At 59.9% G+C, this 25,820-nt stretch carries 26 protein-coding genes; 18 read left to right on the forward strand and 8 right to left on the reverse strand.

Going from position 1 to position 25,820, the window contains the following annotated elements; translation table 11 throughout:
* The first annotated feature begins 142 nt into the window (after positions 1-142).
* The gene (fdxA, locus tag HBO24_RS26605) at positions 143-466 is read left to right on the forward strand and encodes a ferredoxin FdxA (protein WP_003222178.1); all 324 of its coding nucleotides are present in this window, start codon (positions 143-145) and stop codon (positions 464-466) included.
* Positions 467-964: 498 nt separating this feature from the next.
* Here the strand turns inward: fdxA and apbC are convergent, their stop codons facing one another.
* A complete protein-coding gene (gene apbC / locus HBO24_RS26610) occupies positions 965-2,059 on the reverse strand; it encodes an iron-sulfur cluster carrier protein ApbC (RefSeq protein WP_057439343.1) in 1,095 nt (364 codons plus the stop codon).
* A gap of 171 nt (positions 2,060-2,230) precedes the next feature.
* On the opposite strand from apbC, the gene metG reads away from it, so the two are divergent.
* From metG to HBO24_RS26650, 8 genes are all read left to right on the forward strand, one after another.
* A complete protein-coding gene (gene metG / locus HBO24_RS26615; RefSeq protein ID WP_057958614.1) occupies positions 2,231-4,282 on the forward strand; it encodes a methionine--tRNA ligase in 2,052 nt (683 codons plus the stop codon).
* A gap of 105 nt (positions 4,283-4,387) precedes the next feature.
* Entirely contained in the window at positions 4,388-4,939 is a 552-nt protein-coding gene (locus tag HBO24_RS26620; RefSeq protein ID WP_057439341.1) for an Rnf-Nqr domain containing protein, read from the forward strand.
* Entirely contained in the window at positions 4,936-6,144 is a 1,209-nt protein-coding gene (gene rsxB, locus HBO24_RS26625) for an electron transport complex subunit RsxB (RefSeq protein ID WP_170060672.1), read from the forward strand. Before HBO24_RS26620 ends, rsxB begins: the two co-directional genes overlap by 4 nt.
* Positions 6,125-7,096, forward strand: a complete 972-nt coding sequence (locus HBO24_RS26630) for an RnfABCDGE type electron transport complex subunit D (protein ID WP_115128894.1) — start codon at positions 6,125-6,127, stop codon at positions 7,094-7,096. Before rsxB ends, HBO24_RS26630 begins: the two co-directional genes overlap by 20 nt.
* Positions 7,093-7,698 carry an RnfABCDGE type electron transport complex subunit G gene (locus HBO24_RS26635; protein ID WP_170060673.1) on the forward strand — a complete coding sequence of 202 codons (606 nt, stop codon included), beginning with the start codon at positions 7,093-7,095 and terminating at the stop codon, positions 7,696-7,698. Before HBO24_RS26630 ends, HBO24_RS26635 begins: the two co-directional genes overlap by 4 nt.
* The gene (locus HBO24_RS26640; protein WP_115128896.1) at positions 7,691-8,194 is read left to right on the forward strand and encodes an Rnf-Nqr domain containing protein; all 504 of its coding nucleotides are present in this window, start codon (positions 7,691-7,693) and stop codon (positions 8,192-8,194) included. Before HBO24_RS26635 ends, HBO24_RS26640 begins: the two co-directional genes overlap by 8 nt.
* A 16-nt stretch (positions 8,195-8,210) precedes the next feature.
* A complete protein-coding gene (gene nth / locus HBO24_RS26645) occupies positions 8,211-8,849 on the forward strand; it encodes an endonuclease III (RefSeq protein ID WP_115128897.1) in 639 nt (212 codons plus the stop codon).
* A 107-nt stretch (positions 8,850-8,956) separates the two neighbouring features.
* On the forward strand, positions 8,957-9,139 hold the full coding sequence (locus tag HBO24_RS26650; RefSeq protein WP_057439336.1) for a hypothetical protein: 183 nt from the start codon (positions 8,957-8,959) through the stop codon (positions 9,137-9,139).
* Positions 9,140-9,200: 61 nt separating this feature from the next.
* Here HBO24_RS26650 and HBO24_RS26655 read toward each other — a convergent pair whose 3' ends face one another.
* The 3 genes from HBO24_RS26655 to HBO24_RS26665 all read right to left on the reverse strand — a co-directional run bounded on the left by HBO24_RS26655 (position 9,201) and on the right by HBO24_RS26665 (position 12,718).
* On the reverse strand, positions 9,201-9,833 hold the full coding sequence (locus tag HBO24_RS26655) for a response regulator transcription factor (protein WP_032858436.1): 633 nt from the start codon (positions 9,831-9,833) through the stop codon (positions 9,201-9,203).
* A gap of 629 nt (positions 9,834-10,462) precedes the next feature.
* Positions 10,463-11,680: an argininosuccinate synthase gene (locus tag HBO24_RS26660; RefSeq protein WP_029295244.1), complete on the reverse strand. Its 1,218-nt coding sequence runs from the start codon at positions 11,678-11,680 to the stop codon at positions 10,463-10,465.
* A gap of 129 nt (positions 11,681-11,809) precedes the next feature.
* Positions 11,810-12,718, reverse strand: coding sequence for an OmpA family protein (locus HBO24_RS26665; protein ID WP_057439335.1), 909 nt, complete (start codon positions 12,716-12,718; stop codon positions 11,810-11,812).
* 156 nt (positions 12,719-12,874) lie between these two features.
* On the opposite strand from HBO24_RS26665, the gene pyrC reads away from it, so the two are divergent.
* Together pyrC and rnt are read left to right on the forward strand one after the other, a co-directional pair.
* Positions 12,875-13,921: a dihydroorotase gene (gene pyrC, locus HBO24_RS26670; RefSeq protein ID WP_169959702.1), complete on the forward strand. Its 1,047-nt coding sequence runs from the start codon at positions 12,875-12,877 to the stop codon at positions 13,919-13,921.
* A complete protein-coding gene (gene rnt / locus HBO24_RS26675) occupies positions 13,918-14,589 on the forward strand; it encodes a ribonuclease T (RefSeq protein ID WP_057958607.1) in 672 nt (223 codons plus the stop codon). Before pyrC ends, rnt begins: the two co-directional genes overlap by 4 nt.
* A 70-nt stretch (positions 14,590-14,659) precedes the next feature.
* On the opposite strand, the gene HBO24_RS26680 is transcribed toward rnt, so the two are convergent.
* Positions 14,660-15,262, reverse strand: a complete 603-nt coding sequence (locus HBO24_RS26680; protein ID WP_003172097.1) for a peroxiredoxin — start codon at positions 15,260-15,262, stop codon at positions 14,660-14,662.
* Between the two features lie 235 nt (positions 15,263-15,497).
* Between HBO24_RS26680 and HBO24_RS26685 the strand changes: the two genes are divergently transcribed.
* Both HBO24_RS26685 and bfr read left to right on the forward strand, forming a co-directional pair.
* Positions 15,498-15,716 carry a bacterioferritin-associated ferredoxin gene (locus HBO24_RS26685; protein ID WP_057958606.1) on the forward strand — a complete coding sequence of 73 codons (219 nt, stop codon included), beginning with the start codon at positions 15,498-15,500 and terminating at the stop codon, positions 15,714-15,716.
* 201 nt (positions 15,717-15,917) lie between these two features.
* Positions 15,918-16,388 (forward strand): bacterioferritin, encoded by a 471-nt coding sequence (bfr, locus tag HBO24_RS26690; RefSeq protein WP_057439332.1) that lies wholly within the window; start codon positions 15,918-15,920, stop codon positions 16,386-16,388.
* 66 nt (positions 16,389-16,454) lie between these two features.
* On the opposite strand, the gene grxD is transcribed toward bfr, so the two are convergent.
* Together grxD and HBO24_RS26700 are read right to left on the reverse strand one after the other, a co-directional pair.
* Entirely contained in the window at positions 16,455-16,793 is a 339-nt protein-coding gene (gene grxD / locus HBO24_RS26695) for a Grx4 family monothiol glutaredoxin (RefSeq protein ID WP_032858447.1), read from the reverse strand.
* A 103-nt stretch (positions 16,794-16,896) separates the two neighbouring features.
* Positions 16,897-19,005, reverse strand: coding sequence for a molybdopterin oxidoreductase family protein (locus HBO24_RS26700; protein ID WP_170060674.1), 2,109 nt, complete (start codon positions 19,003-19,005; stop codon positions 16,897-16,899).
* 435 nt (positions 19,006-19,440) lie between these two features.
* On the opposite strand from HBO24_RS26700, the gene argF reads away from it, so the two are divergent.
* Both argF and HBO24_RS26710 read left to right on the forward strand, forming a co-directional pair.
* Positions 19,441-20,361, forward strand: a complete 921-nt coding sequence (gene argF, locus HBO24_RS26705; protein ID WP_115128901.1) for an ornithine carbamoyltransferase — start codon at positions 19,441-19,443, stop codon at positions 20,359-20,361.
* Positions 20,358-21,467 (forward strand): ABC transporter ATP-binding protein, encoded by a 1,110-nt coding sequence (locus HBO24_RS26710; protein WP_170060675.1) that lies wholly within the window; start codon positions 20,358-20,360, stop codon positions 21,465-21,467. Before argF ends, HBO24_RS26710 begins: the two co-directional genes overlap by 4 nt.
* A gap of 159 nt (positions 21,468-21,626) precedes the next feature.
* On the opposite strand, the gene ybaK is transcribed toward HBO24_RS26710, so the two are convergent.
* Positions 21,627-22,097 carry a Cys-tRNA(Pro) deacylase gene (gene ybaK / locus HBO24_RS26715; RefSeq protein ID WP_057438370.1) on the reverse strand — a complete coding sequence of 157 codons (471 nt, stop codon included), beginning with the start codon at positions 22,095-22,097 and terminating at the stop codon, positions 21,627-21,629.
* A 371-nt stretch (positions 22,098-22,468) separates the two neighbouring features.
* On the opposite strand from ybaK, the gene HBO24_RS26720 reads away from it, so the two are divergent.
* The 3 genes from HBO24_RS26720 to HBO24_RS26730 all read left to right on the forward strand — a co-directional run bounded on the left by HBO24_RS26720 (position 22,469) and on the right by HBO24_RS26730 (position 25,758).
* Positions 22,469-23,323, forward strand: a complete 855-nt coding sequence (locus HBO24_RS26720) for an MIP/aquaporin family protein (RefSeq protein WP_170060676.1) — start codon at positions 22,469-22,471, stop codon at positions 23,321-23,323.
* A gap of 78 nt (positions 23,324-23,401) precedes the next feature.
* Positions 23,402-24,907: a glycerol kinase GlpK gene (gene glpK / locus HBO24_RS26725; protein WP_057438368.1), complete on the forward strand. Its 1,506-nt coding sequence runs from the start codon at positions 23,402-23,404 to the stop codon at positions 24,905-24,907.
* 95 nt (positions 24,908-25,002) lie between these two features.
* Positions 25,003-25,758: a DeoR/GlpR family transcriptional regulator gene (locus HBO24_RS26730; protein WP_057438366.1), complete on the forward strand. Its 756-nt coding sequence runs from the start codon at positions 25,003-25,005 to the stop codon at positions 25,756-25,758.
* The last annotated feature ends 62 nt before the right edge of the window (positions 25,759-25,820 follow it).

Consider the following 25,820-nt stretch of genomic DNA (forward strand, 5'->3'; position numbering starts at 1 on the left):
CGCAGACGCGTGCAAGCTGATAGAATCTCGCGCGGTTTGGGATGCTGCGGGCTTTTAGCCTGGCCTGCAGACTATCGCTCCCAAACCTCGCGAGCCCTGCCAGAAGGGGTTTCGCTGCCGCCGCCTGAGGAGAAAACTAGAAATGACCTTCGTCGTCACCGACAACTGCATCAAGTGCAAGTACACCGACTGCGTAGAAGTGTGTCCGGTGGACTGCTTTTACGAAGGCCCGAACTTCCTGGTAATCCACCCGGATGAGTGCATTGACTGCGCCCTGTGTGAGCCAGAATGCCCGGCCGTTGCGATTTTCTCCGAGGATGAAGTACCGGAGGACATGCAGGAATTTATTCAGTTGAACGTCGAGCTGGCGGAAATCTGGCCCAACATCACTGAGAAGAAAGAATCGCTTCCAGATGCGGAAGAGTGGGATGGCGTTAAAGGCAAGATCAAAGACCTCGAACGCTAACAGCGTCGCCCCCCTCTAAAAGGCCCCTTGCGGGCCTTTTTGCGTTTTTGCGCGCGGGTCTTTTACTTTTCTGCAGGCAAAAAAAAGGGGCGGTTTGACCCGCCCACATTTTTTCCCTAGTCCCTGTGTTCCTTTTCATCGTCCTGATGAATCGCATCCTGCGAGGTTCCCTGAATCATCGTTCCGTGATGACTGTGTCAATCCGTGGACACAGAGCTGATAGTAGAGACTTCCCAGACAAGTTCAACGGGATCCATTCCCAAGCACACCCCGCCGTCGCTCTCGATCACAAATAAATAAGCGTTATATTTCAATGATATAGAAATATGTCCAGGTGATTCGAGGCATCCAGGTCCGGTTAAAAAACCAAACACTTACGAAAAAGTAAGCGAATGCTTACACCGTCCATTAGGGAAATGCGCACCCGCCCTCCCAAAAGGTTTACGCCAGACAAGAAAAAGCCCCGACAGGGTCGAGGCTTGTCTGCCTTCAGGTCGATCAGTCGTCGCTGACAGTGATGGTCGGCATTGCCTGGGCACCGGCTTCCTGCAAGACAATCCGCGCGCCTACATGACGGGCCAGTTCCTGATAGACCATGGCGATCTGCCCATCGGGTTCGGCGGCGACCGTCGGCTTGCCACCATCTGCCTGCTCACGAATGCCCATCGCCAGCGGCAACGAAGCCAGCAGCTCAACGCCATATTGGGTGGCGAGCTTTTCGCCGCCGCCTTCACCGAACAGATGCTCGGCATGGCCGCAGTTGGAGCAGATGTGTACCGCCATGTTCTCCACGACACCCAGCACCGGGATGTTGACCTTGCGGAACATCTCCACGCCTTTGCGCGCATCCAGCAACGCCAGGTCCTGGGGGGTGGTGACAATCACTGCACCGGCCACCGGCACTTTTTGCGCCAGGGTCAGCTGGATATCACCGGTGCCCGGCGGCATGTCGATCACCAGGTAGTCCAGGTTGCCCCAGTCGGTCTGCATCACCAGTTGCATCAAGGCCCCGGAAACCATGGGCCCGCGCCACACCATCGGGGTGTTGTCATCGGTCAGGAACGCCATCGACATCACTTCCACGCCATGGGCCTGGATCGGCACGAACCACTTCTGGTCCTTGATCTTCGGCCGCGAGCCTTCGGCGATGCCAAACATCACGCCCTGGCTGGGACCATAGATATCCGCGTCGAGGATGCCCACCCGCGCACCTTCACGGGCCAGGGCCAAGGCCAGGTTGGCCGCCGTGGTCGACTTGCCCACGCCGCCCTTGCCGGACGCCACCGCCACCACGTTCTTGACGTTGGCCAGGCCGGGGATCTGCGCCTGGGCCTTATGCGCGGCGATCACACACTGGATGTCGACCTTGGCCGAGCGCACGCCGTCCAGGCCTTCAATGGCCATTTGCAGCATCTGCGCCCAGCCACTCTTGAACAGGCCTGCGGCGTAGCCCAGCTCAAGCTGGACCGTGACCTGATCGCCCTGCACCTCAATGGCCCGGACACAGCCGGCGCTGACCGGGTCCTGGTTCAGGTAGGGGTCGGTGTACTGGCGAAGAACGGCTTCCACCGCTGCGCGATTGACGGCGCTCATGGGCTACTCCCGGAAAAGACAGACTAAAACAGGCGGCTATCCTAACCGTTCCGAGGCGTGAGGGGCATGCTTTCGCGATATTGGAAAACCCTGAAACAGCCTCACGGGGTGAAATAAATTCCCCAGCGCTTTATAGTGGCCGACCTCCGTTTCATCAAGTAGCCGAGCCCCATGTCCGAGCCACGCAAGATCCTCGTCACCAGCGCCCTGCCCTATGCCAATGGTTCCATCCATCTTGGCCATATGCTTGAGTACATCCAGACCGATATGTGGGTGCGCTTCCAGAAGCATCGCGGCAATCAATGCATTTATGTCTGCGCGGACGACGCCCACGGTTCGGCCATCATGTTGCGCGCCGAAAAGGAAGGCATCACCCCGGAACAACTGATCGCCAACGTCCAGGCTGAACATAGCGCCGACTTTGCCGAGTTCCTGGTGGATTTCGACAACTTCCACTCGACCCACGCCGAAGAGAACCGCGAGCTGTCGAGCCAGATCTATCTGAAACTGCGTGATGCCGGGCACATTGCCACCCGCTCGATCACCCAGTATTTCGACCCGGAAAAGAAAATGTTCCTGGCCGACCGCTTCATCAAGGGCACCTGCCCCAAGTGCGGCACCGAAGACCAGTACGGCGATAACTGCGAAAAATGCGGTGCCACCTACGCACCGACCGACCTGAAAGATCCGAAATCGGCGATCTCGGGCGCCACCCCGGTGCTCAAGGATTCCCAGCACTTCTTCTTCAAGCTCCCGGATTTCCAGGAAATGCTGCAAACCTGGACCCGTAGCGGCACCCTGCAGGACGCCGTGGCAAACAAGATCGCCGAATGGCTGGATGCCGGCCTGCAACAGTGGGATATCTCCCGCGATGCGCCGTATTTCGGCTTCGAGATCCCCGATGAGCCGGGCAAGTACTTCTATGTGTGGCTGGACGCGCCGATTGGCTACATGGCCAGCTTCAAGAACCTCTGCGACCGCACGCCGGAGCTGGACTTCGACGCGTTCTGGGGCAAGGACTCCACCGCCGAGCTGTACCATTTCATCGGCAAGGACATCGTCAACTTCCACGCCCTGTTCTGGCCGGCAATGCTCGAAGGGTCGGGCTACCGCAAGCCGACCGGCATCGCCGTGCACGGCTACCTGACGGTCAACGGCCAGAAGATGTCCAAGTCCCGTGGCACCTTTATCAAGGCGCGCACCTACCTGGACCACCTGTCGCCGGAATACCTGCGCTACTACTACGCGTCCAAGCTGGGCCGTGGCGTCGACGACCTGGACCTGAACCTGGAAGACTTCGTGCAGAAGGTCAACTCGGACCTGGTGGGCAAGGTGGTCAACATCGCCAGCCGCTGCGCCGGGTTTATCCACAAAGGCAACGCTGGGGTGATGGTGCCGGTCAACGCCGCACCGGAGCTGACCGACGCGTTCCTGGCGGCCGCGCCAAGCATCGCCGACGCCTATGAAGCCCGCGACTTTGCCCGCGCCATGCGCGAGATCATGGGCCTGGCCGACCGCGCCAACGCCTGGATCGCCGACAAGGCACCGTGGTCGCTGAACAAGCAAGAAGGCAAGCAGGATGAAGTCCAGGCCATCTGCGCCACCGGCATCAACCTGTTCCGCCAGTTGGTGATCTTCCTCAAGCCGGTGCTGCCGTTGCTGGCCGCCGACGCCGAGGCGTTCCTCAACGTTGCACCGTTGACCTGGAATGACCACACCAGCCTGCTCAACAACCATCAGCTCAACGAATTCAAGCCGCTGATGACCCGTATCGACCCGGTCAAGGTGCAGGCCATGACGGATGCTTCCAAGGAAGACCTGACCGCCAGCCAGACCGACACCGGCAACGCCGCCCCAGCGGGCAATGGCGAGCTGGCCAAGGATCCGCTGTCGCCGGAAATCGACTTCGATACCTTTGCCGCCGTGGACCTGCGGGTCGCGCTGATCATCAAGGCCGAAGCCGTGGAAGGCGCCGACAAGCTGTTGCGCCTGACCCTGGATATCGGTGACGAGCAACGCAACGTGTTCTCCGGGATCAAAAGTGCCTACCCGGACCCGTCCAAGCTCGATGGTCGCCTGACCATGATGATCGCCAACCTCAAGCCACGCAAAATGAAGTTCGGCATCTCCGAAGGCATGGTGATGGCAGCCGGCCCCGGCGGCGAGGAAATCTACCTGCTCAGCCCGGACAGCGGCGCCAAGCCTGGCCAGCGCATCAAGTAACCGGAAAACCCTGTCGCGGTGATTGGCCGCGACAGGGCGGTTTGCGCTAGTACCCTCTCCCTGCTTGCCGGATAATCAGGCCCTGTTTGCTTAACCGGCTCGACCATGACCGAACTGCTTGTCGCCCTTCTCTGCGCTGCCCTGATCAGCCAATACCTGCTGCGTGTTGCGCTGCCTGGGGATCCGCCTTTGGAACGACGGCGGGTGCACGCCCTGGGGTTGGCGACCACACTCTTGGTCGCCCTCAGCGGCGCTTTCAGCTACCTGGTTGTTCACTTTGTGTTGCAACCCTTGGCGCTGGACGCTGTATGGCTGTTTGCTTATGTGCCGGTGGCGATCTTGTTGAGCCAGCCATTGCTGACGGTACTTTCCCGCCGCGTGCCCGCACTGCCCTTCGACGGATTGTGGCTGCCGCTGCTGGCGAACGCCGGCGTGCTCAGCGTGGTATTCCTGGGCCCTGGCAATACCACCCAACTGATCTATAGCCTGGGCATCGGCCCGGCATTCTGGCTGACCCTCAGCCTGTTCAACGATTTGCGCCAGCGCATAGACCACAACGATATCCCCCAGCCCTTCAAAGGCCTGCCCGTGGACCTGTTCAGTGCCGGGCTGATGGCCGTGGCGTTGCTGGGCTTAAACGCAATGATCAAACCATGAGCCTGATTCAACGTATCGACGCCCTGCTGCCCCAGACCCAATGCGGCAAATGCGGGCACCCGGGTTGCAGACCCTACGCCGAAGGCATCGCCCGAGGTGAGGCTATCAACAAGTGCCCGCCAGGCGGCACAGAAACCATCGCCGAGCTGGCGCAGCTGTTGAACCTGGCGCCCCTGGAGCTGGACAGTACTCGTGGTGAAGCTCCCGCGCAGATTGCCTTTATCCGTGAGGCCGAGTGCATCGGTTGCACCAAGTGCATCCAGGCTTGCCCGGTGGATGCGATTGTCGGCGCGGCCAAGTTGATGCACACCGTGATCGTGGATGAATGCACCGGTTGCGACTTGTGTGTCGCGCCCTGTCCGGTGGACTGCATCGACATGCTGCCCTTGCCGCTGGCCACGGTGCTGCCAATTGTCGCGGGCTATGCCAGCACCGCCGAGGAGCGCCAAGAGCGCGGGACCAAGCGTGAGCGCGCCCGCCGCCGCTTCGAGCAACGCAACGCCAGGCTGCAACGCGAGGAAGAGCACAAGCTGGCAGAACGCCTGGCCCGCAGTAAACGCCCGGCCCCCAGCGCAGAGAGCAACGGCGACCCGCTGCAGGCTGCCATCGAGCGCGTGCGCGCGCAAAAAGACGCCGACATCGACGCCGCGCTAAAAAAGGCCAAGATCAACCTGGCGATGAGCCGGGCGCAACTGCATAAATCCCTGAAAGCCTTCGGCCATCCGCCGACCTTTGAGCAACAGTCGCAGTTGATCATCCTGCAACAGCAATTTGAATCCGCCGAACAGGCATTGGCCGCCCTTGAAACCAACGCCCCCGCTGTTGTGATCCCCCAGGCCAATAAAGATCCAGCGCTCAAACGCGCCAAAATCCAGTTGGCCATGCGTCGCGCCGAGCTGAAAAAAGCTCAGGACGCGCTGGCCGATGCCGAACAACTGGCCGCCCTGGGCGCCGCCCTGGCCGACGCTGAACAAGCCTTGCATGCGGCCGAAGAAGCCTCCGAGCAGCCCAGGCCTGATTTGCAACGTGTCGAGAAACGGCCCATCAACAGCCAACTGCGCCAATTGAAGACCGCCCTGGCCTATGCCCGCGCCGACCTGAACAAACTCGAACGCCAGCCCGCCAGCAGTACCAACGCGTTAATCGACGCCAGACAACGCCTGGCTGACGCTCAGCGGTTGGTGGATGAACATGTCGGGGCCTGACGTTGTTGAGCGCCAGCAACAGGCCATGCAGCGCCTGTTGATGGCGGTAACGCCCGGCGTGCTGGTGCTGTTCTGGCTGTATGGCTGGGGCGTGTTGATCAATCTGTTGCTGGCGGGTACCTGTGCCTGGGCCGTCGAAGCCGGGGTGCGCCGGTTGCGCGGCCAGGGCGGTGGCGACCTCAGTGGCCTGGTCAGCGCGGTCCTGCTGGCCCTGGCGCTGCCACCTTACTGCCCGTGGTGGCTATGCGTGGGCGCTGTGAGCAGTGGATTGCTGCTGGGCAAACATCTGTATGGCGGCAAGCAGAACCCCTTCAACCCGGCCATGCTCGGTTATGCGCTGATGCTGCTGGCCTTTCCCCAGCCAATGACCCATTGGCCGGCATCCCACGGCCTGGACCTGCTGGCCGGCCTGCAACAGGTGTTCGGCCTGCACGGCGAGACCGCCGATGCCTGGGCCCGGGCCACGGCGCTGGATACGTTGCGCATCAATAACAGCCTGACCATTGATGAACTGTTTGCCAGCAACCCGGCGTTCGGCCAGATCGGCGGCACAGGCAGCGAGTGGGTAAACCTGGCGTTTCTCGCCGGCGGCGTCTTTTTACTGCAGCAACGGGTATTCAGTTGGCATGCGCCGGTGGGCATGCTCGCCAGCCTGTTTGTCATCAGCCTGCTGGGCTGGAACGGCTCGGGCTCGGACTCCAATGGCTCGCCGCTGTTTCACCTGCTGACCGGGGCCACCATGCTCGGGGCTTTCTTTATCATCACCGAACCGGTGTCGGGCGCGAAAAGTGCGCGGGCACGCTTGCTGTTTGGGGTGGGCGTGGGGCTGCTGACCTACCTGATCCGCACCTGGGGCAGCTACCCGGATGGCGTGGCGTTCGCCGTACTGATGATGAACCTCGCGGTGCCGACACTGGAGCGCTGGGCACGGCCGCAGGCGGTGAAGGCATGACGCGCACCTCGCAAGCCTTGATCGTGCTGTTGATCGCCGCCGGCGCGGTGGGCCTGACCGTTGGCCTGCAACAGCTGACGACCAAGCCCATTGCCGCGCAGCAGCGTGAGATGCAAAGTCGGGCGTTGCTGGATGTACTGCCCGCTGGCAGTTATGACAATCACCCCCTGGAGCGCCCGCTGGGTATCGCCTCGGAAATGCTGGATAACAGTCAACTGCTGGGTGGTTACCTCGCGACCCTGGCCGGTAAACCCGGCGCCGTCGTGCTGCGCGCGCAGGTCGATGGTTACGGTGGACGTATCCAATTGCTGATTGCCATCGACCACAACGCCAAGCTGCTCGGGGTAAAGACCCTGGCCCACGCAGAAACCCCCACATTGGGCGGACCTATTGGCGAGCCCGGCAATCCCTGGCTTGCCTCGTTCAAAGGGTTGTCGCGGGAAAGTCCGCAGATATGGGCGCTGAAGAAAGACGGCGGCCAGTTCGACCAGATGGCGGGCGCGACCATCACCTCCCGCGCGGTGATTAACGCAACCCATGATGCCTTGCGGTATTTTGACGAACATCGTCAGGCGCTGCTGGAGACTGCCAGCCATGACTAAACCATTCGCCCTTGGCAGCCTGTTGCTGCTGCCTGCGCTGCTGGGTGTCAGCGCCACCCCGGCCGGCGCCGCTGCCTTCTGGGCCCTGTGGGTGCTGATCGTGACGCTGTATGGCTGGAGCTGCGCCTGGGTGCGTAATCGCCTCAGTGGCAATTGGCGGCTGATTGCCAATGTGTTGCTGGCCACCACCTGGGTCAGTTGCGCACACTTGGTGGCCCAGGCCCTGGCCTTTGGCCCGTCTATGGCCCTGGGAGCGTACCTGGGGTTAATTGGCGTGCAATGCGTATTGCTTGAACATGCCGGCCTGTTCGCCGCCAACCAGCGCAGGGCGCAGCTTCAGCTATTCACCGTTGCTACCGGGCTATTGGTTGCAATCACCCTCTCGCGCTTGTTACTCGGCAGCAGCATCGCCACCCTCGCCCCCACAGGGTTTATCCTGCTCGGGTTGTGGCTTGCCGGGTGGCAAGCCTGGACCCAACGCCGCAAATCACACTGAAGGAACCGCTCGCCCCATGAATGCCGCAAAACGCCTGGAGATCTTTCGTCGGTTTCACGAGGACAACCCAGAACCCAAGACCGAGCTGGCCTACTCGTCGCCGTTCGAGCTGCTGATTGCGGTGATCCTGTCTGCGCAATCGACGGATGTAGGCGTCAACAAGGCCACGGCCAAGCTGTTTCCGGTGGCCAATACTCCAGCGGCGATCCATGCCCTGGGGGTGGAGGGGCTGTCGCAGTACATCAAGACCATTGGCCTGTATAACAGCAAGGCAAAAAACGTCATAGAAACCTGCCGACTGCTGGTCGAGTTGCATGGCGGCGAAGTGCCACAAACCCGGGAAGCACTTGAAGCTTTGCCCGGCGTGGGTCGCAAGACGGCCAATGTGGTGCTCAATACAGCGTTTCGCCAATTGACCATGGCGGTGGACACACATATTTTCCGCGTGAGTAACCGCACAGGGATCGCACCGGGCAAGAATGTGGTGGAGGTGGAGAAAAAACTGATGAAATTTGTGCCAAAGCCTTACCTGCTCGACTCCCACCACTGGTTGATTCTGCACGGCCGTTATGTGTGCCAGGCCCGCAAGCCGCGTTGTGGCAGCTGTCGCATCGAGGATCTGTGTGAATACAAGGAAAAGACGTCTGACGATTGAGCCGTCATTGCTTTTATTGATGAGTCGATTGAAAAAATCTTTTTTACCCGGTGCGCAATTGCCGATATAAGGAGCGCCAACGGCAGTCTTAGCCTGGAGTTAACCTTATGAGCACTGGCAAAGAACAACTGGATGTAGAAGATGACTTTGTGGCAACGGACACTGACGAAGTAGCCGAGGCGCCCGTAGAAGTGGCCAAGACCAATTTGAGCAAACGCCGCACCATCGACAATCTTCTGGAAGAGCGACGCCTGCAAAAACAGTTGGCCGATTACGATTTCGATCTCTAGCCAAACGATCACACAGAAGCCTCCGCCATGGAGGCTTTTCCTGCCTGTTGCTCCCTGCTTCTTAAACCAGGCCGTTGCGCTGAGCGAGCTCGATCAGGTCCACCAGGGACCGGGCATTGAGCTTGAGCAGCAGACGCGTCTTGTAGGTACTCACCGTCTTGTTGCTGAGGAACATGCCGTCGGCGATTTCTTTGTTGGTTTTTCCCTGGGCCAACTGCTGTAGCACCATCATCTCCCGGCCTGAGAGCCGTTCGACCATATCCGCCTCGCTGGTATTGCCCTGGGTGGACCGCACCGAGTTGAGTGCCTGGTTGGGGAAATAGCTGTAGCCAGACAGCACGGCCTTGATTGCGCTCAGCAGCTCGGTAAGGTCCTGCTGCTTGCACACATAGCCCGCCGCCCCCGCCTGCATGCAGCGCATGGAGAAGTGACCGGGAGCCTGGGAGGTCAGCACCAACACCTTGAAGGGTTGCGCCTGCTTTGTGGAAGACAGGCGACAAATAACTTCCAAACCGTCAAGTTTGGGAATTCCAATATCCAGGATGACAATATCCGGCATATGCTCCCGCGCTAGTTGTAACGCGTCGACTCCGTTATCGGTCTCTGCAACGACCTCATAACCATGACGCTCCATTAGCATGCGTACAGCAAGGCGAATGACGGGATGATCATCCACGATCAGCACTTTATTCATGGGCAAGTCCAATTTCGCTGTTCGAATTATTCAGAGCCAGCACAATAGCCTAGTCGTTTCCTCCTTGGCATAGCACTCCCCCCCAAGTAAGGACAAGCAGAGACCCAACCCACAAAGTTATGAGAATAGACCTACAAAAAAACGCCTCTATGGATGTGTCGGTTATTGTTCAGCCTTTCAGAACTTTCCGTGGGCAAACATATTTTGAGCAAAAAAAGCACCGTTTACCCTAGAAAAGTAAACATGACGCACGCCATTTTCAGGAAATGCCCCTTGCACGGGCCAGACCTGCGTGCCTCGACGCGACCATTGCCCCTGCAAAAAAGTTCCCTCGGTGCAACAGTCATTAACAACACTTGGAATTATCTGACAGATATTTCCACAAATAAAATAGAACTCCATCTCTTTCCTACTAAACAACCGAATGATTTTAAACACAAACAAGGCTGCATGCCTGAAGCACCAACTTCCCGACACAAAAAAACAAAAGCAAAACTAATAAACAGCAACGCCCCAAACACATCGGCAAGACATTAAACACTGATAAACAAAACCCGGACCTCCTGAATGACGGACAAAAAAAATGGCCCCTTTTTCAAGGGGCCACTCTTTATGACGCTTCAGGTACTTCAGAACAACTTGCGGCCCTTGTTGGCCGCAATGCGCATGCGCAGTGCGTTGAGCTTGATGAAGCCAGCAGCGTCAGCCTGGTTGTAGGCACCGCCATCTTCTTCAAAGGTCGCGATATTGGCATCGAACAGCGACTCATCGGACTTGCGGCCGGTGACGATCACGTTGCCCTTGTACAGCTTCAGGCGCACCACACCGTTCACATGGACCTGGGAGGCGTCGATCATCTGCTGCAGCATCAGACGCTCAGGGCTCCACCAGTAACCGGTGTAGATCAGGCTGGCGTATTTAGGCATCAGCTCGTCTTTGAGGTGAGCCACTTCACGGTCCAGGGTGATGGACTCGATGGCGCGGTGAGCGCGCAGCATGATGGTGCCGCCCGGGGTTTCGTAGCAGCCACGGGACTTCATGCCCACGTAACGGTTTTCGACGATGTCCAGACGGCCGATACCGTGCTCGCCACCGATACGGTTGAGGGTCGCCAGTACGGTGGCCGGGGTCATTTCGACGCCGTCCAGCGCGACGATGTCGCCGTTGCGGTAGGTCAGTTCCAGGTACTGCGGCTTGTCAGGAGCGTTCTCCGGGGAGACGGTCCATTTCCACATGTCTTCTTCGTGCTCGGTCCAGGTGTCTTCCAGCACGCCGCCTTCATAGGAGATGTGCAGGAGGTTGGCGTCCATCGAGTACGGGGACTTCTTCTTGCCATGGCGTTCGATCGGGATGGCGTGCTTTTCAGCGTAATCCATCAGTTTTTCACGGGACAGCAGGTCCCACTCACGCCAAGGAGCAATCACTTTCACGCCAGGCTTCAGGGCATAGGCGCCCAGTTCGAAACGCACCTGGTCGTTGCCCTTGCCGGTGGCGCCATGGGAAATGGCGTCAGCGCCGGTTTCGTTGGCGATTTCGATCAGGCGCTTGGCAATCAGCGGACGTGCGATGGAAGTACCCAGCAGGTACTCGCCTTCGTAGACGGTGTTGGCGCGGAACATCGGGAAAACGAAATCGCGGACGAATTCTTCGCGCAGGTCGTCAATGTAGATCTCTTTGACGCCCATGGCTTGCGCCTTGGCTCGTGCAGGTTCGACCTCTTCGCCCTGACCCAGGTCAGCGGTAAAGGTCACCACTTCACAGTTATAAGTATCCTGCAGCCACTTGAGGATCACCGAAGTGTCCAGGCCGCCGGAATACGCGAGAACGACCTTGTTTACGTCGGCCATGCCATCACTCCACGGGGTTTTACGGAAAGGCGTCGATTCTACCGATCAAAACCGTGAAATTACAGGGGCGCGACAGCAAATGAAGATAAAGCGACAGATTATGTCGGGCGAGCGACGAATGGCCGATGCCTACGAGGTCGCCGCCGCATTCGCCGGGGCGGTGGCCTGGGGTGCCGGTTTCTCGGGGGCTGGCACCCGGTCGAGATGGATATTCACCCGTCGGTTCTTCGCCCGGTTGGCCGGGTTGGTATTGGGCACCAGCGGATAGCGCTCGCCGTGGAAGCGCAGGACGATCTGCGATTCGGGAATGCCATTGGCCTTGAAGAAGTCCATCACCGCCAGGCCTCGACGCCGGGACAGGTCGCGATTGGTCAGGCGATTGCCGCTGTTATCCGAATGGCCGTCCAGTTCGATATGGTTGACCGTAGGGTCGGCCTTGATGAACTCAAGCATGACCAACAGCTTGGCCTTGGCCGCCGGGTCGAGGTCGATACCGCCACCCGGAAAGCCGACTTCAGCCTGTTTGACCTGCTCGAAATTCATCGGCAGCAATTTCGCAGTACATAACTGGTAATCGCTGTAAGCCTTGTTGAAGCGCACCGGCAGCAAGCGGATTTCCGAATAGCCACCATCCCGGGAATAGTGGCGCACAGTCGGGCTGCGGCCATCGAGCAAGCCATTGAACAGGCGCCCGGCCTGGGCCTGGGAGCTGTTGAACAGCACATCGCCGCTGCCCGCACGCACCGCACCGAGGTTGATATCACCGCGCCCCGGCTGCCACGGCGCCGCCGCCGCCAAGAGTGTTGCGGAGCCGACGCCCAGCGCGCTGTTGTAGGCCTTCAAGCGAAATGTCGCCTGCTCGCCGGCCCGGCGCACGAACTCACCCGAACCAAAATCGGCGATCGGCTGGCTCAAGCGGCACTCGAACTTGTCGCCTTCCACCTTCCACTCGATATTTTCCAAGCGCGTCTGGAAGGTCAGGGCCATCGCAGGCAGGCTGGCGAACACGCTGAGCAGGGCTAGATATTGCTGGCGCACGGGCGGCTCCACTGGTTTCTACAACACAACAAGGCGTCATACATCGTTAAGGCATACCCAGGGATATCGGTCGCGCCCTGCAAAACTTGATAGCGAGTGCCTGCAAGAGTCTTTTCCGGTAGCATTCCCACCAGATTGACCCGCCTGGAATCCCCAATGTCCGACCGCCTGACCCTGCTGCGTCCCGACGACTGGCATATTCATCTTCGCGATGGTGCTGCGTTGCCCCAAACCGTGGCTGATGTAGCGCGCACGTTTGGCCGTGCCATCATCATGCCTAACCTGGTACCTCCGGTGCGCAATGCCGCAGAAGCCGACGCCTATCGCCAGCGCATCCTCGCTGCACGACCGGCCGGCAGCCGCTTTGAACCGTTGATGGTGCTCTACCTGACCGACCGCACCCAGCCCGCAGAAATCCGCGAGGCCAAGGCCAGCGGTTACGTGCATGCCGCCAAGCTGTACCCGGCCGGCGCCACGACCAACTCCGACTCCGGCGTGACCAGTATCGACAAGATCCTGCCCGCCATCGAAGCCATGGCCGAAGTGGGCATGCCGCTGCTGATCCACGGTGAAGTCACCCGTGGTGATGTCGATGTGTTCGATCGCGAGAAGATCTTCATCGACGAACACATGCGCCGTGTGGTCGAGCTGTTCCCGACCCTCAAGGTGGTGTTCGAGCACATCACCACTGCCGACGCCGTGCAATTCGTCACCGAGGCTTCGGCCAACGTTGGCGCGACCATCACCGCGCATCACCTGCTTTACAACCGCAACCACATGCTGGTGGGCGGGATCCGGCCGCACTTCTATTGCCTGCCGATCCTCAAGCGCAACACCCACCAGGTGGCCCTGCTCGATGCCGCCACCAGTGGCAATGCGAAGTTCTTCCTCGGCACCGACTCGGCCCCCCACGCCCAGCACGCCAAGGAAGCTGCCTGCGGCTGTGCCGGCTGTTACACCGCCTATGCGGCGATCGAGCTGTACGCCGAGGCTTTCGAGGCACGCAACGCCCTGGACAAACTCGAGGCCTTCGCCAGCCTCAATGGCCCGCGCTTCTACGGCCTGCCGGCGAATACCGACCGCATTACCCTGGTCCGTGAAGACTGGACCGCCCCCACCAGCCTGCCATTTGGCGAGCTGACCGTTATCCCGCTGCGCGCCGGTGAAACACTGCGCTGGCGCCTGCTGGAGGAACACACGTGAGTGAAGACCATTACGACGACGAACAGGAACACAGTGGCGGCGGTTCGCGCCACCCGATGGCCGAGCGTTTTCGCGGCTATCTGCCTGTCGTTATCGACGTAGAAACCGGCGGTTTCAATTGCGCCACCGACGCGCTGCTGGAAATTGCCGCGACTACCATCGGCATGGACGAACAGGGCTTTGTGTATCCAGAACACACCCATTTCTTCCGCGTCGAGCCTTTTGAAGGTGCCAACATCGAAGCGGCGGCCCTGGAGTTCACCGGAATCAAGCTCGACCATCCGTTGCGCATGGCCGTCAGCGAAGAAGCGGCATTGACCGACATCTTCCGTGGCGTTCGCAAGGCCCTGAAGGCCAACGGCTGCAAACGCGCGATCCTGGTCGGCCACAACAGCAGTTTCGACCTGGGCTTCCTCAACGCCGCCGTGGCGCGCCTGGACATGAAGCGCAACCCGTTCCACCCGTTCTCCAGCTTCGACACCGCGACCCTGGCTGGCTTGGCTTATGGCCAGACCGTACTGGCCAAGGCATGCCAGGCTGCCGGTATCGACTTCGACGGTCGTGAAGCCCACTCGGCTCGCTACGACACCGAGAAGACTGCCGATCTGTTCTGCGGCATCGTCAACCGCTGGAAGCAGATGGGCGGCTGGGAAGATTTCAGCGACTGATCAGGTCGCTAAATCCCACGCATAAAAAAACCGGCCCTCTCAGGCCGGTTTTTTTTACCGCGAATCTGGCTTACAGCTTGCCAGCGTTCTCGGTCAGGTAAGCCGCAACGCCTTCTGGCGAAGCGTTCATGCCTTTGTCGCCTTTTTTCCAGTTGGCTGGGCAGACTTCGCCGTGCTCTTCGTGGAATTGCAGAGCGTCGACCAGGCGGATCAGCTCTTCCATGTTACGGCCCAGCGGCAGGTCGTTGATGATCTGCGAGCGCACAACGCCCTTGTCGTCGATCAGGAACGCGCCACGGAAAGCCACGCCGCCTTCGGACTCAACGTCGTAGGCCTTGGCGATGTCGTGCTTCATGTCGGCAGCCATGGTGTATTTGACTTTGCCGATGCCGCCATCATTGATGGCAGTGTTGCGCCAGGCGTTGTGGGTGAAATGGGAGTCGATGGACACGGCAACCACTTCAACGTTACGTGCCTTGAAGTCGTCCATGCGGTGATCCAGGGCGATCAGCTCGGATGGGCAGACGAAAGTGAAGTCCAGCGGGTAGAAGAACACCAGGCCGTATTTGCCTTTGATGGCTTCAGACAGCTTGAAGCTGTCAACGATTTCGCCATTGCCGAGGACGGCAGGTACGTCGAAATCCGGGGCTTGTTTGCCGACGAGTACGCTCATTGGTTATCTCCTGATGGTAATTGAAGTAAATGGACCGCCCCTGAGTCTGCCGTGAATTGACGACAGGCCTGTGACGCGATCACGCTTCGTAAAGACCGACCATCATACCTGAAAAAAGCCGTTCGTCAGTGAGGGGCCCACGGCGGGCAAAGGTTTGAGAAAGCACTTTGACAATCATTCTCGTTAACATTAAGATCCATCGCACTTAAGCCTTAAACCGCGATGGTTCTCCCTTATGTATGTCTGCCTCTGCACTGGCGTCACCGACGGACAAATCCGCGAAGCGATCTATGAAGGTTGCTGCAGCTACAAGGAAGTGCGTGAAACCACCGGCGTTGCCAGCCAATGTGGCAAATGTGCCTGCCTTGCCAAGCAAGTGGTACGGGAAACCCTGACATCGCTGCAAACAGCCCAGGCCGCGATCCCCTACTCGGCAGAATTTACACACGCCTGAAGTGGCGTGTTTTAAAGAACCGGACTTAGCGTCCGGTTTTTTTATGCCTGTAATTCAAATAGTTAGCGCCAAGACGCGGAACACAAACATTCTTATTCCGATTAATTTTCATTTATTATTCAATAACTTAGGTTTGACACTAGTAGTTGTGCAGCTCAAACTCCGCCTTATATACAACGAATACAGGGCAGGACCCCAATCATGAAAGGCGACATCTCAGTCATCCAGCAACTCAACAAAATCCTTGCCAATGAACTGGTCGCGATCAATCAGTATTTCCTGCATGCACGCATGTATGACGATTGGGGCCTGGAAAAGCTCGGCAAGCGTGAGTACAAAGAGTCGATCAAGGCCATGAAGGACGCAGACGCGCTGATCAAGCGCATCCTGTTCCTCGAAGGCCTGCCGAACGTCCAGGACCTGGGCAAGCTGAACATCGGCGAGCACACCCTGGAAATGCTCAACAGCGATGTGGGCTTCGAGCGCAAGAGCCATGCCGACCTCAAGGCCGCCATTGCACATTGCGAGACCAAGGGCGACTTCGGCAGCCGCGAACTGCTGGAAGATATCCTTGAAGACCAGGAAGAGCATATCGACTGGCTGGAAACCCAGATCGGCCTGATCGACAAAGTGACCCTGGAAAACTACCTGCAATCGCAGATGGGTGAATAACCGCGCCAACAGGCACAAAAAAGCCCCGCTCTCGAATGAGAAGCGGGGCTTTTTATTGCGCGCGAATTACGCTTCGGTCTTGGCCGCTGCTTTTTCAGCTGCGTCCTTGATCAGCGCTTGCAACGAACCATCAGCCGCCATTTCGGTGATGATGTCGCTACCGCCGACCAGCTCACCGGCCACCCACAGTTGTGGGAAAGTAGGCCAGTTGGCGTATTTCGGCAGGTTGGCGCGGATTTCCGGGTTTTGCAGGATATCGACGTAAGCGAACTTTTCGCCACACTGCATGACGGCCTGGGAGGCCTTCGCGGAGAAGCCGCACTGCGGGGCATTCGGTGCGCCCTTCATGTAAAGCAGAATGGTGTTGTTAGCAATCTGCTCTTTAATCGTTTCGATGATATCCATGGAACACCTCGGCTGGAACTTTGCGACTCACAGGTCGGCACGGTGGCGCATTGTAACGCAAAATCCCAGCGTGGTGCTCGGGCTCCCCGACAGACTCACTGCGTCACGCCGCCGCGACCTGCACCGGCACGCCGTTCAACGCCGCGTTACCTGACAGTTCGTCCAACTGACGCTCATCCGTCAGGTCGTTGGCACTCGCCCCCGGCTGCGCGCTGGCAATACTCATCTGCACACCCGGCCGGTCATGACCCCAGCCGTGGGGCAGGCTGACCACGCCGGGCATCATCTCCAGGCTGGCCAGTACGTGCACCTCGATCATGCCGATCCGCGAACTGACCCGCACGCGCTGGCCGTCACTCAGTTGGCGACTGGCGAGGTCATCCGGGTGCATCAGCAACTGATGCCGCGGCTTGCCCTTCACCAGTCGGTGATAGTTATGCATCCACGAATTGTTGCTGCGCACGTGCCGGCGGCCGATCAGCAGCAACTCATCAACCGTGGGCAACGGCAATGCGGCAAACCGCGCCAGGTCCGCGAGGATCACTGCTGGCGCCGCCTGCACCCGACCATTGGCGGTTTTCAAGCGTCCCGCCAGGTTGGCCTTCAGCGGTCCCAGGTCCAGGCCATGGGGATGCTCGGCCAGCATCGCCACCGACAGCTTGTGCGAGGAAGCATCGCCATAGGCCCCGGCCCGCAGGCCCAGGTCAATCATCTGCGCCGGCGCCAGGGTTGGCTTGAGCGGGTTGCCAGTGCGGGCCGCAAACGCCTGGGCCAGGCCGACAAAAATCTCCCAGTCGTGCAACGCGCCCTCGGGCTTGGGCAGGATCGCCCGGTTGAAGCGCGTGACGTTACGCACCGCAAACATATTGAAGGTGGTGTCGTAGTGATCGTTTTCCAGGGCCGAGGTCGATGGCAGGATCAGGTCGGCATAGCGCGTGGTTTCGTTGATATACAGGTCCACGCTGACCATGAACTCCAGACCGTCCAGGGCCTGCTCCAATTGGCGTCCGTTGGGGGTGGACAACACCGGGTTGCCGGCCATTGTCACCAGCGCACGGATTTGTCCTTCGCCCTCGGTGAGCATTTCTTCGGCCAAGGCCGACACCGGCAGCTCGCCGCTGTATTCGGGACGCCCGGACACCCGGCTCTGCCAACGGTTGAAGTGCCCACCAGACGTGGCGGCCACCAGGTCCACCGCTGGTTCGGTGCACAAGGCGCCCCCGACCCGGTCCAGATTACCGGTGACCAGGTTGATCAACTGCACCAGCCAGTGGCAAAGGGTACCGAACGCCTGGGTCGATACCCCCATCCGCCCATAGCAGACCGCCTTGTCTGCCGCCGCAAAATCCCGCGCCAACTGGCGGATCTGCTCGGCCGGCACCGCGCAGTGGGCGCTCATGGCCTCGGCGGTAAAACCTGCGACGGCCCGGCGCACCTCCTCCAGGCCGTCCACCGGCAAGTGGCTGTCGCGGGTCAGGTGCTCACTAAACAATGTGTTGAGTAGCCCGAACAGCAACGCCGCATCCCCGCCGGGGCGCACAAACAGGTGCTGGTCGGCCATGGCCGCCGTTTCACTGCGTCGGGGGTCGACCACCACCACTTTGCCGCCCCGTGCCTGAATGGCCTTCAGACGTTTCTCCACGTCCGGCACGGTCATGATGCTGCCATTGGAGGCCAGTGGGTTACCGCCCAGGATCAACATGAAGTCGGTCTGGTCGATATCCGGGATGGGCAGCAACAGGCCATGGCCGTACATCAGGTGGCTGGTGAGGTGATGGGGCAGTTGGTCTACCGACGTCGCGGAGAAGCGATTGCGCGTCTTCAACTGCCCGAGGAAGTAATTACTGTGGGTCATCAAGCCGTAGTTATGCACACTGGGATTGCCCTGATACACCGCCACCGCATTCTGCCCATGCCGCGCCTGGATCCCCGCCAGCCGTTCGGCCACCAGGGCGAAGGCCTCGTCCCAGGGGATCGGCTGCCACTCGCTGCCCACCCGCAACATCGGCTGGTGCAGGCGGTCGGGATCGTTCTGGATATCTTGTAGGGCCACGGCCTTGGGGCATATATGGCCACGGCTGAAGGTATCCTGGGCGTCCCCTTTGATCGAGGTGATGGCAATGCTGCCATCATCCGAAGTGGTGGTTTCCAGGGTCAGGCCGCAAATGGCTTCGCACAGGTGGCAGGCACGGTGATGGAGAGTCTTGGTCATGGCCAGTCTCTTTATTAGGGCTTTGGCCTGACTATGGGCTGCGCCCAGCGGGGGCGCCAGCATCGTTCGCCCCGTGAATCAATGGGCATCAGGCCAGACCATGGGCAAGCATGAGCAAATGTTTCAGAAACCGCCCACACCGCCCCAGAAACCGACGCAACCTGGCCCGGGGCCGCCATCACACATTGCAAAAGGTCGCGGCGCCAGTGTACAAATGACCCGCTGCTGTCCGTAAACAGGCCTCAAAAGTGCAATTCCCGCCCCTTTGAACACCCCTAAAAAACCGTAGCCTATTGGTAAGACGCGACATTTAATGTCAATATCGCGCCTTCCCCTATTTCGTCGCCCCGTGCGGCTTTCGCCGCAGGTCTCGCCCGTTGTCACAATAAACAAGGCTTTGAGTATCTGCGGTCTGTTGCAAAAAGGTAGTTAATGATGAGCGCAAGGCACTTTCTCTCCCTGATGGATTGCACGCCCGAAGAGCTGGTCAGCGTGATCCGTCGAGGCATTGAGCTTAAAGACCTGCGTAATCGCGGCGTACTGTTCGAGCCTTTGAAAAACCGCGTACTCGGGATGATTTTCGAGAAGTCGTCCACCCGTACCCGCCTGTCCTTCGAAGCCGGCATGATCCAGCTCGGCGGCCAGGCCATTTTCCTGTCGCCTCGGGATACCCAACTGGGCCGTGGCGAGCCGATCAGCGATTGCGCCATCGTCATGTCACGCATGCTCGATGCAGTGATGATCCGTACCTTCGCCCACAGCACCCTGACTGAATTTGCCGCCAACTCGCGAGTGCCGGTGATCAACGGGCTGTCCGACGACCTGCATCCGTGCCAGTTGCTCGCCGATATGCAGACGTTCCTCGAACATCGCGGCTCGATCCAGGGCAAGACTGTGGCCTGGATCGGCGATGGCAACAATATGTGCAACAGCTATATAGAAGCGGCGATCCAGTTCGACTTCCACCTGCGCATCGCCTGCCCCGAGGGCTACGAGCCGAGCGCCGAATTCCTGGCCAAGGCCGACGCCCGCGTGCAAATCGTGCGCGACCCGAAAGACGCGGTGATCGGCGCGCACCTGGTGAGCACCGACGTCTGGACCTCCATGGGCCAGGAAGACGAGACCGCCAAGCGCCTGGCCCTGTTCGCGCCTTATCAAGTCACCCGTGAATTGCTCGACCTCGCCGCCCCGGATGCGCTGTTCATGCACTGCCTGCCGGCCCATCGCGGCGAAGAAATCAGCCTCGACCTGTTGGACGACCCGCGCTCCGTCGCCTGGGACCAGGCAGAAAACCGCCTGCATGCGCAGAAGGCCCTGCTGGAATTCCTGGTCCCACCGGCGTATCACCACGCATGAGCCAGCCACTTCTGCTGAACCTGCGCAATCTGGCATGCGGCTATCAGGACCAACGGGTGGTGCAGAATCTCAACCTGCACCTCAACGCTGGAGATATCGGTTGCCTGCTGGGCTCCTCGGGCTGTGGCAAGACCACCACCCTACGGGCGATTGCCGGGTTTGAGCCGGTGCACGAAGGCGAGATCAACCTGGCTGGCGAAGTGATCTCCAGCGCCGGCTTTACCCTGGCCCCGGAGAAGCGTCGCATTGGCATGGTGTTCCAGGACTACGCGCTGTTTCCACATCTGAGCGTGGCCGACAATATCGGCTTCGGCATTCGCAAACACCCGCACAAAGAGCGGGTGGTCGCCGAACTGCTGGAGCTGGTCAACCTGAAGAACCTGGGCAAGCGCTTCCCCCACGAACTGTCCGGTGGCCAACAACAGCGCGTGGCCCTGGCCCGTGCTCTGGCGCCGGAACCGCAATTGCTGTTGCTGGACGAGCCGTTCTCCAACCTCGACGGCGAACTGCGGCGCAAGCTCAGCCATGAAGTGCGCGACATCCTCAAGGCCCGTGGCACCAGTGCGATCCTGGTGACCCATGACCAGGAAGAAGCCTTTGCGGTGAGCGACCATGTCGGCGTGTTCAAGGAAGGCCGCCTGGAGCAGTGGGATACGCCCTACAACCTCTATCACGAACCGCTGACGCCCTACGTCGCGAGTTTTATTGGCCAGGGTTATTTCATCCGTGGCCAATTGAGCACCCCGGAGTCGGTCACCACCGAACTGGGCGAGCTGCGCGGCAATCGTGCCTATACCTGGCCAACCGGCTGCGCGGTGGATGTGTTGCTGCGCCCGGATGACATCGTGTATGCACCGGAAAGCCCGCTTAACGCGCTGATCGTCGGCAAGACCTTCCTGGGTGCCTCGACCCTGTACCGCCTGCAGTTGCCGACCGGCGCCCAGCTGGAGTCGATTTTCCCCAGCCATGCCGATCATCAGGTGGGTGTACACGTGGGGATCCGCGTGGCGGCCGAGCATCTGGTGTTGTTCCAGGCTTCGGGGAGCACGGCGGCGCAGATCCCGCAGGTGGAGTCCGGTGTGCGGCGCTACAGCACCGCCAGTTGAACAAACCGAGTCAAAAAGGTGGAAGCGGGCTTGTGCGGGAGCCGGGCTTGCCCGCGATGCAGGCGCCTCGGGCTGTCAGCTACAGCGAGGTGAGGCTATCGCAGGCAAGCCAGCTCCCACAGAGGCTGGCTCCCACATCTGACTCCACCGCTCTTGAAATCACGCCCGGCCAATCGGCGCAAATTTTCCCTGGGTATGCTCGGCCAACACCGCCGCCGCCAACTCCACTTCCAACCCTCTCCTGCCCGCGCTGACAAAAATTGTCGCAAAAGGCTCTGCGCTCACATCAATGAAGGTGCGCAAGCGCTTCTTCTGCCCCAGAGGGCTGATCCCGCCCAACAAATAACCGGTCGAGCGCTGCGCCGCCGCCGGGTCGGCCATCTCGACTTTCTTTACGCCCGCCGCGTGAGCCAGGGCCTTCAAATCAAGACTTCCGACGACCGGCACCACAGCCACCAATAATTCGCCTTTTTCGCTGCTGGCAAGCAACGTCTTGAACACCTGCGCCGGGTCGAGGCTCAACTTTTCCGCGGCCTCCAGGCCATAGGATGCCGCCTTGGGGTCATGTTCATAACTGTGGATGCGATGTTCGGCGCGAACTTTTTTCAACAAGTCCAATGCAGGTGTCATGGAGGCTCCAGGCTTGGGGAAAACGTGGAAAAACAGACCGCCGATTCTAGGACAAACCCGGGCAAAACGCTCTAGTGCAGGGGGTCGTGCGACGAATCCGCGCAGATCCTGGCCACGCTTGCCGCCAGCCCCGCCGATGGGTTGCCGAGATCATTCATCACCCGAATAGTTTGAAAATGACCGGCCGTTCACTTTCGACCTTTGACAGCGGCGTTTCTTGTCTATATTTTTTCGTTTCCGAATACTGTAAGAATCTATCCACAGTGTCCGAGCAGTAAGCCGTGAGCAGGATGGGGATCCTGACCACGGTGAAAATCGCGCATCGCCCGTTGCGGCACAGCGCCAGACAAGAAAAAAAATCGAGGTTTTCAATGACAACTGCTCTTCAACAGCCTTCACTTTCCAGCCAATGCATGGCCGAGTTCCTCGGCACCGCGCTGCTGATCTTCTTCGGTACCGGTTGCGTCGCTGCGCTCAAGGTCGCGGGTGCCAGCTTTGGCCTGTGGGAAATCAGCATCATCTGGGGGATCGGCGTGAGCATGGCGATCTACCTGAGCGCCGGCATTTCCGGGGCTCATCTCAATCCAGCCGTCAGCATCGCGCTGTGCATCTTTGCCGATTTCGACAAGCGCAAACTGCCCTTCTATATCATCGCCCAGGTTGCCGGCGCCTTTTGCTCCGCCGCGCTGGTCTACACGCTCTACAGCAACCTGTTTTTCGATTACGAACAAACTCACCAGATGGTTCGTGGCTCCGCAGCCAGCCTGGAACTGGCCTCGGTGTTCTCCACCTACCCGCACGCCCTGCTGAATACGGCCCAGGCGTTCCTGGTGGAAATGGTCATCACCGCGATCCTGATGGGCGTGATCATGGCCCTGACCGACGACAATAACGGCTTGCCCCGCGGCCCCCTGGCCCCGCTGTTGATCGGCTTGCTGATCGCCGTGATCGGCAGCGCCATGGGCCCGCTGACCGGGTTTGCGATGAATCCGGCTCGGGATTTCGGCCCCAAGCTGATGACCTTTTTCGCCGGTTGGGGTGAAATGGCTTTCACCGGCGGGCGCGATATTCCTTACTTCCTGATCCCGATCGTTGCACCGATTGTCGGTGCCTGCCTCGGCGCTGCGGCCTATCGCGGGTTGATTGCCCGCCATCTGCCCAACGCCGCAGATGCTACAACTGATGCAGCCGAAACCGCCACCAGCGGCAACACCCGAACTTCTTGAAAGCGGTAGCCTGAGCCCTTCTGCCCCTTGCGGCCCAGGCTACTTACCCACTCCTTTTTTCCGTCCAAGGCAATCGACATGACCGACACACAGAATAAGAACTACATCATTGCCCTCGATCAGGGCACCACCAGTTCCCGGGCGATCATCTTTGATCGTGACGCCAACGTGGTGTGTACCGCCCAGCGTGAATTCGTCCAGCACTACCCGCAAGCCGGTTGGGTCGAGCATGACCCGATGGAAATCTTCGCCACCCAGAGCGCAGTGATGGTCGAGGCCCTGGCACAAGCCGGCCTGCACCACGACCAGGTCGCCGCCATCGGCATCACCAACCAGCGTGAAACCACCGTGGTCTGGGACAAGGTCACCGGCCGCCCGATCTACAACGCCATCGTCTGGCAGTGCCGGCGCAGCACCGAAATCTGCCAGCAGCTCAAGCGCGACGGCCATGAGCAATACATCAGCGACACCACCGGCCTGGTCACCGACCCGTACTTCTCCGGTACCAAGTTGAAGTGGATCCTCGACAACGTCGAAGGCAGCCGCGAACGCGCGCGCAACGGCGAGTTGCTGTTCGGCACCATCGACAGCTGGCTGATCTGGAAATTTACCGGCGGCAAGACCCACGTCACCGACTACACCAACGCTTCGCGCACCATGCTCTTCAACATCCACACCCTGGAGTGGGATGCGAAGATGCTGGAGGTCCTGGACATCCCGCGCGAGATGCTGCCGGAAGTGAAGTCCTCCTCGGAAATCTATGGCCGCACCAAAAGCGGGATTGCCATCGGCGGCATTGCCGGCGACCAGCAAGCCGCCCTGTTCGGCCAGATGTGCGTTGAGCCGGGCCAGGCGAAAAACACCTACGGCACCGGTTGCTTCCTGTTGATGAACACCGGCGACAAAGCGGTCAAATCCCAGCACGGCATGCTCACCACCATCGCCTGCGGCCCACGTGGCGAAGTGGCTTACGCCCTTGAAGGCGCTGTGTTCAACGGTGGTTCCACCGTGCAGTGGCTGCGCGATGAGTTGAAGATCATCAATGACGCCCACGACACCGAATACTTCGCCAACAAGGTCAAAGACAGCAACGGCGTGTACCTGGTACCGGCGTTCACCGGTCTCGGCGCTCCGTACTGGGACCCCTACGCCCGTGGCGCGCTGTTCGGCCTGACCCGTGGCGTACGTGTCGATCACATTATTCGTGCAGCCCTGGAGTCGATTGCCTACCAGACCCGCGACGTGCTCGACGCCATGCAGCAGGACTCCGGCGAACGCCTCAAATCCCTGCGGGTAGACGGCGGCGCAGTGGCCAACAACTTCCTGATGCAGTTCCAGGCCGACATCCTCGGCACCCAGGTCGAGCGCCCGCAAATGCGCGAGACCACGGCGTTGGGCGCTGCCTACCTGGCCGGCCTGGCCTGTGGCTTCTGGGGCAGCCTGGATGAGCTGCGTGGCAAGGCAGTGATCGAACGCGAGTTCGAACCACAACTGGACGAGCCCGCCAAAGAAAAACTCTACGCCGGCTGGAAAAAAGCGGTCAGCCGCACCCGTGACTGGGAACCCCACGAAGGCGCTGAATAAGCCAAGCGTAGGACCCACATCGGGTTGTAACTGGCAGGGAGCAGATTCCTGCGTCATCATGGGCCACTTTTGTATGGCAGCCCACAGGACGCCCAATGAATCTGCCTCCCCGTCAGCAACAAATCCTCGAACTGGTCCGCGAACGCGGCTACGTCAGTATCGAGGAAATGGCGCAGTTGTTCGTTGTTACCCCGCAAACCATCCGCCGCGATATCAATCAGTTGGCCGACGCCAATCTGCTGCGTCGCTACCACGGCGGCGCCGCCTATGACTCCAGTGTCGAAAACACCGAGTACGCCATGCGTGCCGACCAGATGCGCGATGAAAAGCAGCGTATCGGCGAAGCCATTGCCGCACAGATCCCCGATCATGCCTCGCTGTTCATCAATATCGGTACCACCACCGAATCCATCGCCCGGGCGCTGCTCAACCACAGCCACCTGAAGATCATCACCAATAACCTCAACGTCGCCATGATGCTCAGCGCCAAGGACGACTTCGACGTGCTGCTGACCGGCGGCAATGTACGCCGTGACGGCGGCGTGGTGGGCCAGGCCAGCGTGGACTTCATCAATCAGTTCAAGGTCGACTTCGCCCTGGTGGGTATCAGCGGTATCGACGAGGACGGCAGCCTGCTGGACTTCGATTACCAGGAAGTGCGGGTTTCCCAGGCAATCATTGCCAACGCACGCAAGGTGATCCTCGCGGCGGACTCCAGCAAATTCGGGCGCAATGCCATGATTCGCCTGGGGCCGATCAGTTTGATTGATTGCCTGGTCACCGATCAGCAGCCGGTGCCGGCGCTGGTGCAGTTGTTGAGCCAGAACAAGATTCGTCTGGAAGTCGTCTGAGCGCCCCCTGAGCTCGTTGGCGCCTGGACCTGCGCCATCGCGGGCAAGCCCGCTCCCACAGG

Source organism: Pseudomonas sp. WS 5410, assembly GCF_012985645.1.
Lineage (GTDB): Bacteria > Pseudomonadota > Gammaproteobacteria > Pseudomonadales > Pseudomonadaceae > Aquipseudomonas > Aquipseudomonas shahriarae.